This window comes from Clostridium sp. UBA5988 (assembly GCF_002435615.1).
Classification (GTDB): Bacteria; Bacillota; Clostridia; order Clostridiales; family Clostridiaceae; genus Clostridium_J; species Clostridium_J sulfidigenes.
The window spans coordinates 98,590-114,854 of the sequence record NZ_DJBA01000014.1 but is presented as its reverse complement, the minus strand read 5'-3'; the positions used below and the strand labels follow the sequence as shown (position 1 = coordinate 114,854).

Below are 16,265 nucleotides of genomic sequence, written 5' to 3'. Positions count from 1 at the left end.
TTTAACGTATAAGATTAAAAATATAATAAACAATAATTAAGTAGAAAAAAATTTATTGAGACTAAAGTAAAAAGGAGTGTTTTTAATGAAAAAAGGATGTAAATATGGAACTCACAGAGTAATAACACCAGCAGGAGTATTACCACAACCAGCTTTAAAAATAGACAATACAATGGAAATATATGATAATGAAATACTTATCGACGTTCAAGCTTTAAACGTTGACTCAGCAAGCTTTACACAAATAGAAGAAGAAGCTGGACACGATGTAGAAAAAATAAAAGCAAAAATCCTTGAAATCGTTGGAGAAAGAGGAAAAATGCAAAACCCTGTAACTGGTTCAGGCGGAATGCTTATCGGAAGAATCGCTAAAATAGGAGCTGCATTAGAAGGAAAAACTGATCTTAAAGTTGGAGACAAAATCTCTACATTAGTATCTCTTTCATTAACTCCACTTAAAATAGATGAAATCATCGATATTAAACCAGACATCGATAGAGTAGAAATTAAAGGTCAAGCAATATTATTCGAAAGCGGATTATATGCTAAACTTCCAGAAGACATGGAAGAAACTTTAGCACTAGCTGCACTAGACGTAGCAGGAGCTCCAGCTCAAGTTGCTAAATTAGTTAGACCAGGACAATCAGTTCTTTTATTAGGAGCAGCAGGAAAATCAGGAATGTTATGTTGCTACGAAGCAGTTAAAAGAGTTGGACCAACAGGAAACGTTATTGGTTTAGTTAGAAACGAAGAAGAAGCTGCAAGATTAAGAAGATTAAACTTAAACATGAAAATAGTTATCGGAGATGCTACTAAAGCTATCGACGTAATGAACTTAGCTTTAGCTAACAACAACGGCGAAGAAGTTGATGTATCTATAAACATAGTTAACGTTCAAAACACAGAAATGTCAACTATATTACCAGTTAAAGATGACGGTATAGTTTACTTCTTCTCAATGGCTACAGCATTCACTAAAGCTGCTTTAGGAGCTGAGGGTGTAGGTAAAGACGTAACTATGATAGTAGGAAACGGATATACTAAAGGACATGCTGAAATAACATTACAAGAGTTAAGAGAAAACGAAACTCTAAGAGCTATATTCCAAGAATTATACGTTTAATCCGTAGATTATAATTGATTAATTAATAAAATTAATATATATAAATGTGAAATTATAGGGGGTAACAATTAATGAATACAACTCGTAGAAAAGAATTATTTCCAAACGTTACAGATGAACAATGGTTTGACTGGAAATGGCAAACAAAAAACAGAATAGAAACTTTAGATGAATTAAAGAAGTATATTCCGTTAACTGCTGAAGAAGAAGAAGGAGCTAAAAAATGTCTTGAAACTTTAAGAATGGCTATAACTCCTTACTACTTATCATTAATCGATCCAAGCAATCCTAATGACCCAGTAAGATTACAAGCTATCCCAACAGGATTAGAAGCTCATAAATCTGCTGCAGATTTAGAAGACCCACTACACGAAGATACAGATTCTCCAGTACCTGGATTAACTCATAGATATCCAGATAGAGTATTACTTCTTATAACTGACCAATGCTCTATGTACTGCAGACACTGCACAAGAAGAAGATTTGCAGGACAAAGCGATGACTGCATGCCAATGGAAAGAATAGATAAAGCTATAGATTATATCAGCAAAACACCAGTAATCAGAGACGTTCTATTATCAGGTGGAGATGCTTTACTAGTTGACGATTCAGTACTTGAGTACATCATCAGCAAATTAAGAGCAATACCACACGTAGAAATAATCAGAATTGGTTCAAGAACACCAGTAGTTATGCCACAAAGAATTACTGATGGACTTGTAAATATGTTAAAGAAATACCACCCAATCTGGTTAAATACTCACTTTAACCATCCAAACGAAATCACAGAAGAGTCTAAAGCTGCATGTGAGAGAATGGCTAATGCTGGTATACCACTAGGAAACCAATCAGTACTTCTAAGAGGAGTAAATGACTGTGTTCACACAATGAAACAATTAGTTAACGATTTAGTTAAAATCAGAGTTAGACCTTACTACATCTATCAATGTGACTTATCATTAGGACTAGAGCACTTCAGAACTCCAGTTTCTAAAGGTATCGAAATCATTGAAGGATTAAGAGGACATACTTCTGGATACTGCGTACCAACATTCGTTGTTGACGCTCCAGGCGGCGGTGGAAAAACTCCAGTTATGCCAAACTATGTAATTTCTCAAAGCCATGATAAAGTAATACTTAGAAACTTTGAAGGAGTTATAACTACTTACTCTGAGCCAACAAACTACACTCCAGGATGTACTTGTGATGTTTGTACAGGTAAGAAATCAGTTCATAAAGTTGGAGTTGCTGGATTATTAAACGGTGAAAAACTTGCTTTAGAACCAACAGGATTAGAAAGAAACGAAAGACACGCTCACTAGAATATAGTTAGAAGTGATCTTAATGAATGAAATTTTAAAGTTATTGAAACCATATAAAAGTGTATCTATTATAGGTATGAATAAAAATGTGGGAAAAACTACGACTTTAAACCATATATTGAAGGAGGCTAGGGGCTCTGTGTCCCTTGGCCTAACTTCTATAGGGAGAGATGGTGAAGAGTTAGACAGGGTTACGGCTACAGAGAAACCTAAGATATATATTGAAAAGGGGACTGTGATTGCTACAGCCAAACAATGTCTTTTAAATAGTGATTTCACAAGAGAGATTGTAAGAACTACAGGAATAAATACTCCTATGGGAGAAGTTGTTATTTGTAAAGCCTTAAGTGATGGTTATGTGGATTTAGGAGGACCTTCCGTGAATTCATATATGACCAATATAAAAGATCAATTATTAAGTCTTCAGTGTGATCTTGTAATAGTAGATGGAGCTTTAAGTAGAAAGACCTTTGCTTCACCCGCCATAACAGAAGCTACAGTGTTATCTACAGGAGCCGCTCTATCAAGAAGTATGAAGACCGTCATAAGTGAGACAAAACATACTATGGATCTATTAAGTTTACCCCATGAGCAAGATAGGTCTATTTTAAATGTCGCAACAAAAATATGTGATTCAGGAATCGTAGGCATCATTTATAAGGATGGTACCTATAAAGTACTAGAGGTTTTAACTGCCCTAGAGGCTTCAAAAGAAATTGTAGAAGCTTTGAGTGAACAAGTATCCCATGTGGTTATTAAAGGTGCAGTTTCTGACAAACTTATTAAAAATATCATGACTTCTACTAACCTATATAAAGATATAACTTTTCTTGTGGAAGATGGTACTAAGCTATTTATTAGTAGTGAAAGCCTTTATAGATTCCATAGGCAAGGTGGAGTCATAAAGGTCCTAAATAAGATAACTGTGGTTTGCATAACTTCAAATCCAAAATCACCTTATGGATATGAATTTCCAAAGGATGAATTCTTAAAAGGTCTTAGAGAAGCTGTCAATGTTCCAGTATTTGATGTATTAGGGGGGAAATAATATGAAGTTTTTAGATAATGAACAAAGGGCTCAAATAGGGTTTTCCTTTATCATGGATGAGCTTGGTATAATAACTCCTTATGGTACTGAGGAAAAGAAGCTGATAAAGCCTTTTAGAATTAATGAGTATGATAAATTGGTAGAAGAGCTTACTAACGTTGAGCTGATGATAGGTCATATGAATGAATATCATGATGAGTTTAACGATATAGTAAGACTTCTACACAAGATTAAAGATATAAGAAATACATTAAGAAGAGCAGAGAAGGTAGAAATATTAGATGAAGTTGAACTTTATGAGGTTAAATATGTATCTATGCTTTTGGAAGAGCTTAAATTAGTCTTAGATAATATTAATTTATCTGTAGGTAAAATTAAGCTTCATTCCCTAGAAGAAGTAATAGATATATTAGACCCAAGCAAAAAACGTTTATCTACATTCTATATTTATGAAGAATATAGTGAAAAACTTTCTCAGATAAGAAAACTAAAAGGTGAAAAGGAAAAAGCAATTTTTTCTTGCAATGATGAAGGTCTTATTGAAAAGTTAAAACAAGAGCGATTAGATATTGTTATTCAAGAGGAAGAAGAAGAGTTACATATTAGAAAAGAACTTACTTCTAAATTGTCCTCCTTTAGTAGATATATATCAGAAAATTTAAAAGTGGTAGGTATTTTAGATTTATTAATGGCAAAGGCAAGCATTGCTATTAAATACAATTGTGTTAAACCTAACATAGTTAAAGAGATGAATATTGATATAGAGGATGGAATAAATCCTGAAATTGAAGCGATCCTTAAGAAAAAAGGAAAAGCATTCTCTCCTGTTAATATACAGCTTCATGGAGGAACTACGGTGATAACTGGAGCTAATATGGGGGGAAAGAGTGTAGCATTAAAGACTATTGTTTTAAACCTATTTCTTGGACAATTGGGCTTCTTTGTATTTGCAAAAAAAGCAACTTATCCAGTATTAGATTTTATTCATTTTGTTTCAGACGATATGCAATCTATATCTAAGGGATTGAGCACTTTTGGAGCTGAGATAATTAAATTAAAAGAAGTGGTAGAGTGTGTAAAACGTGGAGATGGATTTGTAGCTCTTGATGAGTTCGCTAGGGGAACAAACCCTAAAGAAGGATATTACCTTGTAAAATCTCTTGCAAATTATCTACAAAAATTTAATACTGCTAGCATAATATCTACCCATTATGATGGTGTGGTAGAAGAACCTATGGTTCATTATCAAGTTGTAGGACTAAAAAATATAGACTTTGAGAAACTAAAATATAAGATTGATCTTAATAAGACTCATTCAGTTGAAATTATCCAAGAGCATATGGAATATAAACTTGAAAGAGTATCTAAGACAAATCAAGTACCTAAGGATGCGCTAAATATAGCGATGCTATTAGGATTAGAAAAAGACATAGTGAATATAGCGAAAACATATTATGAGGAGGAGTACAATGGAAAGTAAATTAAATTTAGATTTAAATCTAGTTGCTAAAGCTAGAGAATCATCAAAGAATATAGCTCAAGACACTCAAAAGTTCATAGACAGACATACTACAGTAGCTGTAGAAAGAACTGTATGTAGATTATTAGGTATAGATGGCGTAGATGAATTTGGAGTACCACTACCAAACGTAGTTGTAGAAAACATTAAAGCTGGAAACGGATTATCTGTTGGAGTTGCTGTATTAGTAGGTAATGCTATGGTTAACACTGGATTAACTCCACAAGAAATAGCAGAAAAAGTAGCTAAAAATGAATTAGATTTAACTAAACTACCTATGAAAGATATGTTTGAAATAAAAATGGCAGTTGAAAAAGTTGCTAAAAACATGGTAGCTACAATCAAAGCTAACAGAGGCCAGAGAGAAGCTTACCTTGAAAAATTCGGCGATAAAACAGGTCCATACCTTTATGTTATCGTTGCTACAGGAAATATCTATGAAGATATAATTCAAGCTAAAGCTGCTGCAAAACAAGGTGCAGACGTTATAGCTGTTATTAGAACAACAGGACAAAGCTTACTTGACTACGTTCCATACGGAGTAACAACTGAAGGATTCGGAGGAACTTTTGCAACTCAAGAAAACTTCAGACTTATGAGATCAGCTTTAGATGAAGTTGGAGAAGAATTAGGAAGATACATCAGATTATGTAACTACTGTTCAGGATTATGTATGCCAGAAATAGCTGCTATGGGAGCTATGGAAAGACTTGACGTAATGCTTAACGATGCATTATACGGAATTCTTTTCAGAGATATCAACATGCAAAGAACTATAGTTGACCAATATTTCTCAAGAGTAATCAATGGTTTTGCAGGAGTTATAATCAACACTGGTGAAGATAACTACTTAACAACTGCTGATGCTGTTGAAGAAGCTCACACAGTACTTGCTTCTCAATTCATCAATGAGCAATTTGCTTTAGTTGCAGGACTTCCAGAAGAGCAAATGGGTCTAGGACACGCATTTGAAATAAATCCAAATGTTGAAAATGGATTCCTATATGAGCTTGCTCAAGCACAAATGGCTAGAGAAATATTCCCTAAAGCACCACTTAAATACATGCCTCCAACTAAGTTCATGACTGGAGATATATTCAAGGGTCAAGTACAAGATGCATTATTTAACATGGTTACAATAATGACTGGTCAAAAATTACACTTATTAGGAATGCTAACAGAAGCTATACACACTCCATTTATGAGTGATAGAGCACTATCTATTGATAATGCACAATATATATTCCATACAATGAAAGACCTTGGTTCAGAAATCACTTTCAAAAAAGGTGGAATAATGGAAACAAGAGTTGATGAAGTTCTAGGAAAAGCTGCTGATCTATTATCTGTAATAGAAAAAGAAGGTTTATTCAGTACTTTAGAGCAAGGTAAATTTGCAGGTATTAAGAGACCTCTAAACGGAGGAAAAGGATTAGATGGAGTTGTTGAGAAGGAAGCTAATTACTTCAACCCATTTATAGATTTAATGTTAGGAGGAGACAGATAATGAGTGGTGGATTATATTCAACAGAAGTTAGAGATTACGATACTAATTTAGATCTAACTAAACTTAAACCTTACGGAGATACTATGAACGATGGAAAGGTTCAAGTGAGTCTTACTTTACCAGTTAAAGATGATGAAAGAGGAATAGAAGCTGCTATTCAACTTGCAAAATCAATGGGACTTAAAGATCCAAACGTTGCTCATCACGGAGCACTAGATAAAGAGTTCACATTCTATGTAGTATATGGTTCATTAACTCATACTGTTAACTATGAAGAAATTCATGTTCAAACTGTAGAAGTAGATACTATGTCTATGTCAGAAGTTGGAGAATACATTGAAGAGCACATCGGAAGAGATGTAGTTATCATAGGAGCTTCAACAGGAACAGACGCTCACACAGTTGGAATCGATGCTATCATGAACATGAAAGGTTTCGCTGGTCACTATGGTCTTGAAAGATACAAAGGTATCGAAGCTTACAACCTAGGAAGCCAAGTAGAAAACGAAGAGTTCGTTAAGAAAGCTATCGAGCTAAAAGCTGACGTTCTTCTAGTATCTCAAACAGTTACACAAAAGGATGTACACATCCAAAACCTTACTAACCTTGTAGAGTTATTAGAGGCAGAAGGTTTAAGAGATAAAGTTGTATTAATCTGTGGTGGTCCAAGAATAACTCACGAACTTGCTAAAGAATTAGGATACGATGCAGGATTCGGACCAGGAAAATATGCAGATGACGTTGCTAGCTTTGCAGTAACTGAAATAGTTGAAAGAAAGTTAGTTTAATTTAAAAAGTTTAATGTTTAAAAGTCTAGTTTAATGTTTATATATATATTTAGTTTATAGGGATAAAAACTAAAAGGGTTACGTGAAATAAAATTATAGGGTATATAAGTAGAATGAAGAAATTCATTCTACTTTTTTATATTGTACCCATACAAATAACATAAAATAACTAAATTTATGAAATTGTATTGATTTAATATGACGTTTATGGAATAATTGTATTGTAGAGATTAAATGAATAGATACAAAATATACATACAATTTTGTGCTATGCTGTAGGGGGAATATAAATGAATACAAGAACAGAGTTAAACAAAAACCTAGCAGAAATGCTAAAGGGTGGCGTAATAATGGATGTAGTTAATGCTGAGGAAGCTATAATTGCAGAGAAAGCAGGAGCAGTTGCTGTAATGGCTTTGGAACGTGTGCCTTCTGATATTAGAAAGCAAGGTGGCGTTGCTAGAATGTCAGATCCTAAGATGATAAAAGAAATTCAAGAGGCTGTATCTATTCCAGTAATGGCAAAGGTGAGAATAGGTCATTTTGTAGAGGCACAAATATTAGAAGCTATTAAGATTGATTATATAGATGAAAGTGAAGTATTAACTCCAGCGGATGACTTATTTCACATAGATAAAAAAGGATTTAATGTGCCTTTCGTATGTGGAGCTAGAAACCTAGGAGAAGCACTAAGAAGAATAGGTGAGGGTGCTTCCATGATAAGAACTAAAGGAGAAGCTGGTACTGGAGATGTTGTAGAAGCTGTAAGACATATGAGAACTATGATGAGTGAAATAAGGAAAGTACAAAACACACCGAAGGAAGAGCTTATGACTATAGCTAAAGAAATGGGTGCACCATATGACTTAATAGTTTATGTTCACAACCATGGAAGACTACCAGTAGTTAACTTTGCTGCTGGTGGAGTAGCTACCCCAGCTGATGCAGCTTTAATGATGCAACTTGGAAGTGATGGAGTTTTCGTTGGTTCTGGTATATTTAAATCAGCGAATCCAGAAAAAAGAGCTAAGGCTATAGTTCATGCTGTAGCAAACTATAATAATCCTGAAATCTTATCACAAGTTTCTGAGGATTTAGGAGAACCTATGTACAGTATAAATACTAAGGATCTACCAGATGGCAAATTATATGCATCAAGAGGATGGTAGTACAATGATAACTATAGGTGTACTAGATTTACAAGGAGCTGTAAAAGAACATGTAGATAAGATTAATAGTATAAGTGGAGCCACAGCCTTAAGAGTGAAGAATGTGAAGGATCTAGAGGATATAGATGGCCTTATAATTCCAGGAGGAGAAAGTACTACCATAGGAAAACTATTAAGGGATTTTAACATGCTATCTCCACTAAAAAACAAAATTGAAAGTGGGATGCCAGTATGGGGAACCTGTGCAGGTATGATAATTCTCGCTAAATCCATCCTAGGAAGTGATTACAACCATTTAGGTGTTATGGGTATAGAGGTAAGAAGAAATGCCTATGGCTCTCAATTAGACAGCTTTGTAACGGATGAAATAGTGGAAGGTGTCAGTGGAGAAAAAATACCTCTAGTATTTATAAGAGCTCCTTACGTTGAAAAAGCGCATGAAGGGGTAAAGGTGCTATGTAAACTAGATGAAAAAATCATAGCATGTAGAGAAAACAATATGTTAGCAACATCATTTCATCCGGAGTTAACAGAGGATTTATCTATGCATAAGTATTTTTACAACATGTGCAAAGATAGATTAAAATAAATAATGAGCTTTTGCAAAATAAATCATTAATCTTATATAAAATGCTGAGGATGTACTTTAATAATATAAGTGCATCCTCAGCTTTTATTTTAATTGATTTATTTTGAAGAAGTTCCTAAGCTAGTTCTTCCCATTGATCATATAGGTTTTGAAGTTCTTCTTCAGTTTTTTGTATTTCTTTATTTATTTCTATGCTTTTTTCAGGGCTGGAATATACTTCCTCAAGGCATAGCTGGCCTTGAAGCTCCTCAAGAGATTCTTCAGTAGCTGCTATTTTGTTTTCAATATTTTTAAGAGTATTAGCTTTTTCTTTTTCAGCTTTTTCAGCTTCACGTTTTTTCTTTTTATCTAGCTTTAACTGAGTCTTAGTAATGCCTGAACCTTCCTCTATATCCTCAAACCTTAAAGGGTTTTTCTTTTTCTCTATGTAATAGGAATAGTTGCCTAAGTATTCTTTCACTCCACCCTCATTAAGCTCAAAGATTTTATTTATAATTTTATTTAAGAAGTATCTATCGTGGGATATGAGAATTATTGTGCCATCATAGTTTAAGATTGCATCTTCTAAGGCCTCACGAGAGACAATATCTAAGTGGTTTGTAGGTTCATCTAGAAGAAGAAAATTAGCTTTAGAAAGCATTAGTTTTAGTAAATTAATTCTACATTTCTCTCCACCACTAAGGGTAGATATGGACTTAAATACGTCATCCCCTGTAAATAAGAAGGCTGCAAGAGCCGAACGTATCTCTGTAGTAGTCATATGAGGGAAATCATCCCAAACCTCATCTAAAATAGTTTTATTAATGTTTAAATTAGATTGCTCCTGATCGTAATATCCAACAAATACGTTTTTACCTAACACCTTAACCCCATTATCTGAAGGTATTTTATCCATGATTATTCTAAATAAAGTAGTTTTACCACGACCATTTTCACCTATAAGAGCAATTTTTTCTTCACGTTTAATATCCATATTTAAACCTTGAAATAGAAGTTTTTCACCAAAACTTTTACTTAAATTTTCTACATAAAGAATATCATTACCACTTTTTATTTGTGTTTCAAACTTTATTTTTGAAGCCTTAGCATCTTTGATAGGTGCTTCTATTCTTTCTATCTTATCTAAGGCTTTTTGACGACTTTCAGCAGCTCTTATACTTTTCTCACGATTAAAGGACTTATACTTAGTTATGATTTCTTCTTGTCTTTTAATCTCTGCTTGTTGAAGGTCGTAAGCCTTCTGCATTACTTCTTTATTTTTCTCTTTAAGGTCGATAAAGGCTGTATAATTTCCGTTATAGCACTGCGCAGTTCCACCTATAAGTTCTATAGTTTTATTAGTGATAGCATCTAGGAAGAATCTATCATGGGAAATTACTATAATTGTGCCTTTAACCTCTTTTAGGTAGTTCTCTAACCATTCTATTGCATCAAGGTCAAGATGGTTTGTAGGTTCGTCTAGAAGCAAGATTTCAGGTTTTCTAAGAAGGAGCTTACATAAAGCAACTCTAGTCTTTTGACCACCGCTTAATATAGATATGGATTTATCAAAATCAACTTCTGTGAAGCCCAGTCCTTTAAGTACACGACTAATTTCACCTTTATAAGTGTATCCACCACGATTTTCGTAAACATCTGTTAAAGTAGTATAATCACCTATAATCTTATTGTGATAATCTTCTTTAGCAGCATCATAAGGTTCCTTCATCTTTTCTTCTAAATTGTGTAATCTTTCCTCCATATCTATCAGTGACTTAAACACAGAAAGAAGTTCAGTATATATGGTATTATCTGAATCTAGAGAAAGGTTTTGAGAAAGATATCCAAGTTCCTTTGATTTATCTATATATAGCTCACCACTATCATATTCCATTTGATTGGTTAAAATTTTAAATAGGGTTGATTTACCTGCACCATTAGCACCTATTAATCCTATTTTTTCACCTTCATTTACGTTGAAGGTAATATCTTTTAAAATCATATCTATTCCGAAGTATTTACTTATATTTTTACAACTTAAAACTATCATTTTTTTCACCGTCCTACTAGCATTTTAACATGAAAGTTAGAAATTTAAAATAATTTGTATAGTACAGCGGAGGAATGGGTATTGTGAGTAATAGGAAACATTGTTATATATAATACAATGAAAAGTAAAATTGGTATAAAAATTAAGTTTATTAAATTTTATAGATTATTTATGATAAAAAGTTAAAAAAATTTATAATTTATATATACAATAAAGTATTTTAAATGTACAATATAGCATTATAGTTTATTTATTTGATAAAAAATGTATAACAAATCCGTAATCATATAGTATAATATCTATATGAATAAAACCTCCCTTTAATATGAGAGTAGAATAGTTATATTAAATAATATTTAATAGAGAATTATAGTATGAAAAACATGAAAATAAAAGGCAGTAAGAATAAATAAAGAATATATAAAGAATATATATAAGGAGTTGATAAGAGGTGGAGAAGAAAAGAAGCATTTCTATGGCTGTAATAAAAAGGCTACCTAAGTACTACAGATATTTGCGCGAATTAGATAAAAATGAAGTTGATAGAATATCCTCTAAAGAACTAAGCGAAAGAATTGGGTTTACAGCTTCACAAATAAGACAGGATTTAAATTGTTTTGGAGATTTTGGTCAACAAGGCTATGGATATAATGTTAAGGAATTATTATATCAAATCTCTGTTATATTAGGCCTTAACAAAGAGTATAACACTGTAATAATTGGAGCTGGAAATATAGGTCAAGCAATTGCCAACTATACAACCTTTGATAAGATGGCATTTAATCTTAAAGGTATTTTTGATGTAAATGTAAAACTTATTGGACTTAAAATAAGAGATATCGAAATTAAAGATATGGACGAATTAGATAGTTTCTTACAGAGAGAAAAGATTAACATAGCCATAATTTGTGTTCCTAAAAATAGAGCCCAAGGGGTAGCAGATGTGGTAATAAAGAATGGCGTAAAGGGAATATGGAATTTTGCACCTATAGATCTAAAGGTTAACGAGGATGTTATTGTAGAGAATGTACATCTTAATGAAAGTTTAATGACTTTAAGTTACTTATTAAATGAGCGTGAAAAAGAAGAAGAATTCCTATAATACTAAAAAAAGACAATACGAATTTCTTAAAATTTGTATTGTCAGGAATTTTTTGAATTTAATTATATGAATTAAGTAAAAAGATTCATTAAAAAACATAAATAAAATATAAATTAGGTTGAAAAAGAATTATAAACAGTCTATAATAGTGATTAAGGTATTAGAACCTTAATCACTTTTTTGTTAAAATAATAACGATTTATGGCGGCTAACACCTGAAAAATTGCATGGGGGATTTTAGAAATGGATTATAAGAACATAGTCTTGGAAAAAGAAGGAAATGTGGCTTTAGTTAAACTAAACAGACCTAAAGCATTAAATGCTTTAAACACAGAAACTTTAAAAGAAATTGATTGTGTTATCCAAGAAATTTCTGGGGATAAAGAAATTTATGCAGTTATTCTTACAGGAGAAGGTAAAGCTTTCGTTGCTGGAGCTGATATTTCAGAAATGAAAGAAATGAATGCTATTGAAGGTAAAGAATTTGGTATTCTTGGGAATGGGGTTTTTAGAAAAATTGAAAAACTTGAAAAACCTGTTATAGCTGCAGTTAATGGTTTTGCATTAGGTGGTGGATGTGAACTTGCAATGGCTTGCGATATTAGAATTGCATCAGTTAAAGCTAAGTTTGCACAACCAGAAGCAGGGCTTGGAATAACTCCTGGGTTTGGCGGAACTCAAAGGTTATCAAGACTTGTAGGTGAAGGAATTGCAAAAGAATTAATTTACACTTGTGACATGATCAATGCTGAAGAAGCTTTAAGAATTGGATTAGTAAACAAGGTAGTAGAACCAGAGACACTTTTAGATGAAGCAAAAGCTATGGCTAATAAAATAGCTAAGAATGCTCCTATAGCTATAAGCCAATGTAAAGCGGCTATCAATAGAGGCTTGCAAATGGATATTGATAGTGCAGTATTATATGAAGCTGAAGCATTTGGAATGTGTTTTGCTACTGAAGACCAAAAAGAAGGTATGACAGCTTTTGTTGAAAAGAGAGACAAGAATTTTAAGAATAGATAATCGAAATAGATAATCGTATAAGTAGGAGGTATTATAATGAATTTTTCATTAACTAAGGAACAAGAACTTGTAAAGCAAATGGTAAGGGAGTTTGCTATTAATGAAGTAAAACCTATAGCAGCTGAAATAGATGTTACAGAAAGATTCCCAATGGAAAACGTAGAGCAAATGGCTAGATACAACATGTTAGGAATTCCATTCCCAACTGAATTCGGTGGAGCAGGTGGAAACAACGTATCTTATGCTATGACTGTAGAAGAACTTTCTAAAGTTTGCGGAACTACAGGAGTTATAGTTTCTGCACACACTTCTTTATGTGGAGCACCAATATATCAATTTGGTACTCAAGAGCAAAAAGAAAAATATTTAACACCACTTGCAAAAGGTGAAAAACTAGGTGCATTTGGTCTTACTGAGCCAAACGCAGGTACTGATGCTGCTGGACAACAAACAACAGCTGTACTTGAAGGAGATCACTACGTATTAAACGGTTCAAAAATATTCATAACTAACGGTGGAGTTGCTGATATCTTCGTAGTATTTGCAATGACTGATAAATCAAAAGGAACTAGAGGAATATCTGCTTTCATAGTTGAAAAGGATTTCCCTGGATTCTCAATAGGAAAAGTTGAAGAGAAGTTAGGAATAAGAGCATCATCTACTACTGAATTAGTATTTGAAAACTGCATAGTTCCAAAAGAAAACTTACTTGGAAAAGAAGGAAAAGGATTTGCTGTTGCAATGCAAACTCTTGATGGAGGAAGAATTGGTATAGCAGCTCAAGCTTTAGGACTAGCTCAAGGAGCTTTAGATGAAGCTGTTGCTTACATGAAAGAAAGAAAACAATTCGGAAGATCAATAGCAGCATTCCAAGGACTTCAATGGATGGTTGCTGATATGGATGTTCAAATTGAAGCTGCTAGACTTTTAGTATACAAAGCTGCATACAAAAAAGATATGGGTATGCCATACTCAGTAGATGCTGCTAGAGCTAAATTATATGCTTCAGAAGTAGCTATGGATGTTACAACTAAGGCTGTTCAATTATTTGGTGGATATGGATACACTAAAGAATATCCAGTTGAAAGAATGATGAGAGATGCTAAGATAACTGAAATCTACGAAGGAACTTCTCAAGTTCAAAGAATGGTTATCGCAGGAAGCATATTGAAATAGGAGGTAGTGAAAGATGAAAATAGTTGTTTGTGTAAAACAAGTACCAGATACAAATGAAGTTAAAATAGATCCAAAAACAGGAACTCTTATAAGAGATGGTGTTCCTTCAATAATAAACCCAGATGACAAAAACGCTTTAGAAGGAGCTTTACAATTAAAAGATACTTATGGTGGACATGTAACTGTTATAACAATGGGACCTCCACAAGCAAAAGTAGCTTTAGAAGAAGCATTAGCAATGGGAGCAGACGAAGCTATACTAGTTACAGATAGAGCTTTCGCTGGAGCTGATACATTAGCTACATCTCACGCTTTAGCTGCAGCTATTAAAAACTTAGATTATGATATAATATTCGCTGGAAGACAAGCGATTGATGGAGATACTGCACAAGTTGGACCAGAAATTGCTGAACACTTAGGAATGCCTCAAATAACTTATGTTGAAGCAGTTAGCCAAGAAAAAGAAGGCGTATTAAACGTAAGAAGAGCTTGGGAAGATGGATATGAAAATATCAGAGTTAACACTCCAGTTCTATTAACTGCAATCGAAACTTTAAACGTGCCAAGATATATGAACATTAAAAACATATTCTCAATGGCTAAAGAAAAAGAAGTTAAAGTATGGACTGTAGCAGACATTAACGTTGATGTTAACCTACTTGGTCTTAAAGGATCACCTACAAAGGTTAAAAAATCAATGACTAAAGAAGCTAAAGGACAAGGTGAAATATTTGAAGTATCACCAAAAGAAGCAGCTTCAATTGCGCTTTCAAAACTAAAAGAAAAACACTTCATCTAAGATATAGTTAAGGAGGAAATTACCATGAATATAGCAGATTATAAAGGTGTATGGGTCTTTGCAGAGCAAAGAGACGGAGAATTACAAAAGGTTGCTTTAGAATTATTAGGAAAAGGAAGAGAAATAGCTGACAAGTTAGGAGTAGAACTTACAGCATTATTACTTGGACATAAAAATATAGAAGAAATGACTAAAGAATTAGGAGCTTTTGGAGCAGATAAAGTATTAGTATGCGACAATGAGTTACTAACTCACTATTCAACTGATGGATATACAAAAGTTATAAACGAAGTTGTAAATGCTAAAAAACCAGAAATCCTATTCATTGGAGCTAGCTTCATTGGAAGAGATTTAGGACCAAGAGTTGCAGGAAGACTTTCAACAGGTCTTACAGCTGACTGTACATCTCTAGATGTAGATGCAGAAACTAACAACTTATTAATGACAAGACCAGCTTTCGGTGGAAACCTAATGGCTACAATCGTTTGTGGAGATCATAGACCACAAATGTCTACAGTAAGACCTGGAGTTTTCGAAAAGTTAGCTAAAGATGAAAACAGAACTTTCCAAGTTGAAAAATTTGACGTTGAATTATCAGCTTCTGATATAAGAACAGAAACTATAGAAGTTGTTAAATCAGTAAAAGAAATGGTAGACATTACTGAAGCTGATATCGTAGTTTCAGGAGGAAGAGGAGTTGGCTGTAAAGAAAACTTCGCTTTACTTCAAGAACTTGCAGACGTAATGGGAGGAACTTTAGCTGGATCAAGAGCAGCTGTTGATAATGGCTGGGTAGAAAAAGCAGTTCAAGTAGGACAAACAGGAAAAACTGTAAGACCTACTATATATATAGCTTGCGGAATTTCTGGAGCAATCCAACACTTAGCTGGAATGCAAGATTCTAACTACATCATAGCTATTAACAAAGATTCAGATGCTCCAATCATGAAAGCTGCTGACGTAGCTTTAGTAGGAGACTTTGCTAAAGTTATTCCAGAAATGATAGCTCAATATAAAGAGATGAACAAATAGTAAATTTATAAGACTTTAGATTAATTGAATTTTATAGTA

The 16,265-nt window shown here is 33.4% G+C and carries 14 protein-coding genes; 13 read left to right on the top strand and 1 reads right to left on the bottom strand.

Annotation, left to right across the window (positions count from 1 at the left end):
• Window positions 1-85 precede the first annotated feature (85 nt).
• The 8 genes from B3J31_RS02575 (at window position 86) to pdxT (ending at window position 9,065) form a co-directional block, all read left to right on the top strand.
• On the top strand, window positions 86-1,123 hold the full coding sequence (locus tag B3J31_RS02575; RefSeq protein ID WP_346866793.1) for an L-erythro-3,5-diaminohexanoate dehydrogenase: 1,038 nt from the start codon (window positions 86-88) through the stop codon (window positions 1,121-1,123).
• Between the two features lie 71 nt (window positions 1,124-1,194).
• Window positions 1,195-2,445 carry a lysine 2,3-aminomutase gene (gene ablA / locus B3J31_RS02570; protein ID WP_150845314.1) on the top strand — a complete coding sequence of 417 codons (1,251 nt, stop codon included), beginning with the start codon at window positions 1,195-1,197 and terminating at the stop codon, window positions 2,443-2,445.
• A gap of 22 nt (window positions 2,446-2,467) precedes the next feature.
• Window positions 2,468-3,493, top strand: coding sequence for a hypothetical protein (locus B3J31_RS02565; protein WP_035130517.1), 1,026 nt, complete (start codon window positions 2,468-2,470; stop codon window positions 3,491-3,493).
• Between the two features lies 1 nt (window position 3,494).
• Window positions 3,495-4,973, top strand: coding sequence for a MutS-related protein (locus B3J31_RS02560; protein WP_035130514.1), 1,479 nt, complete (start codon window positions 3,495-3,497; stop codon window positions 4,971-4,973).
• A complete protein-coding gene (locus B3J31_RS02555; RefSeq protein ID WP_346866794.1) occupies window positions 4,963-6,519 on the top strand; it encodes a lysine 5,6-aminomutase subunit alpha in 1,557 nt (518 codons plus the stop codon). The genes B3J31_RS02560 and B3J31_RS02555 overlap by 11 nt, the downstream gene beginning before the upstream one ends.
• The gene (locus tag B3J31_RS02550; RefSeq protein ID WP_035130508.1) at window positions 6,519-7,307 is read left to right on the top strand and encodes an OAM dimerization domain-containing protein; all 789 of its coding nucleotides are present in this window, start codon (window positions 6,519-6,521) and stop codon (window positions 7,305-7,307) included. Before B3J31_RS02555 ends, B3J31_RS02550 begins: the two co-directional genes overlap by 1 nt.
• Window positions 7,308-7,597: 290 nt before the next feature.
• Window positions 7,598-8,476 (top strand): pyridoxal 5'-phosphate synthase lyase subunit PdxS, encoded by an 879-nt coding sequence (gene pdxS / locus B3J31_RS02545; RefSeq protein ID WP_346866795.1) that lies wholly within the window; start codon window positions 7,598-7,600, stop codon window positions 8,474-8,476.
• A complete protein-coding gene (pdxT, locus tag B3J31_RS02540; protein ID WP_346866796.1) occupies window positions 8,445-9,065 on the top strand; it encodes a pyridoxal 5'-phosphate synthase glutaminase subunit PdxT in 621 nt (206 codons plus the stop codon). Before pdxS ends, pdxT begins: the two co-directional genes overlap by 32 nt.
• Before the next feature lie 115 nt (window positions 9,066-9,180).
• Here the strand turns inward: pdxT and abc-f are convergent, their stop codons facing one another.
• Window positions 9,181-11,094 (bottom strand): ribosomal protection-like ABC-F family protein, encoded by a 1,914-nt coding sequence (gene abc-f, locus B3J31_RS02535; RefSeq protein ID WP_346873567.1) that lies wholly within the window; start codon window positions 11,092-11,094, stop codon window positions 9,181-9,183.
• A 451-nt stretch (window positions 11,095-11,545) separates the two neighbouring features.
• On the opposite strand from abc-f, the gene B3J31_RS02530 reads away from it, so the two are divergent.
• The 5 genes from B3J31_RS02530 to B3J31_RS02510 all read left to right on the top strand — a co-directional run bounded on the left by B3J31_RS02530 (window position 11,546) and on the right by B3J31_RS02510 (window position 16,226).
• A complete protein-coding gene (locus B3J31_RS02530; protein ID WP_346866798.1) occupies window positions 11,546-12,196 on the top strand; it encodes a redox-sensing transcriptional repressor Rex in 651 nt (216 codons plus the stop codon).
• A gap of 243 nt (window positions 12,197-12,439) precedes the next feature.
• On the top strand, window positions 12,440-13,219 hold the full coding sequence (locus tag B3J31_RS02525) for a short-chain-enoyl-CoA hydratase (RefSeq protein WP_035130499.1): 780 nt from the start codon (window positions 12,440-12,442) through the stop codon (window positions 13,217-13,219).
• 36 nt (window positions 13,220-13,255) lie between these two features.
• Window positions 13,256-14,395 (top strand): acyl-CoA dehydrogenase, encoded by a 1,140-nt coding sequence (locus tag B3J31_RS02520; protein WP_035130496.1) that lies wholly within the window; start codon window positions 13,256-13,258, stop codon window positions 14,393-14,395.
• 13 nt (window positions 14,396-14,408) lie between these two features.
• Window positions 14,409-15,194, top strand: coding sequence for an electron transfer flavoprotein subunit beta/FixA family protein (locus tag B3J31_RS02515; RefSeq protein ID WP_346866799.1), 786 nt, complete (start codon window positions 14,409-14,411; stop codon window positions 15,192-15,194).
• Between the two features lie 24 nt (window positions 15,195-15,218).
• Window positions 15,219-16,226, top strand: coding sequence for an electron transfer flavoprotein subunit alpha/FixB family protein (locus tag B3J31_RS02510; protein ID WP_346866800.1), 1,008 nt, complete (start codon window positions 15,219-15,221; stop codon window positions 16,224-16,226).
• Window positions 16,227-16,265 lie beyond the last annotated feature (39 nt).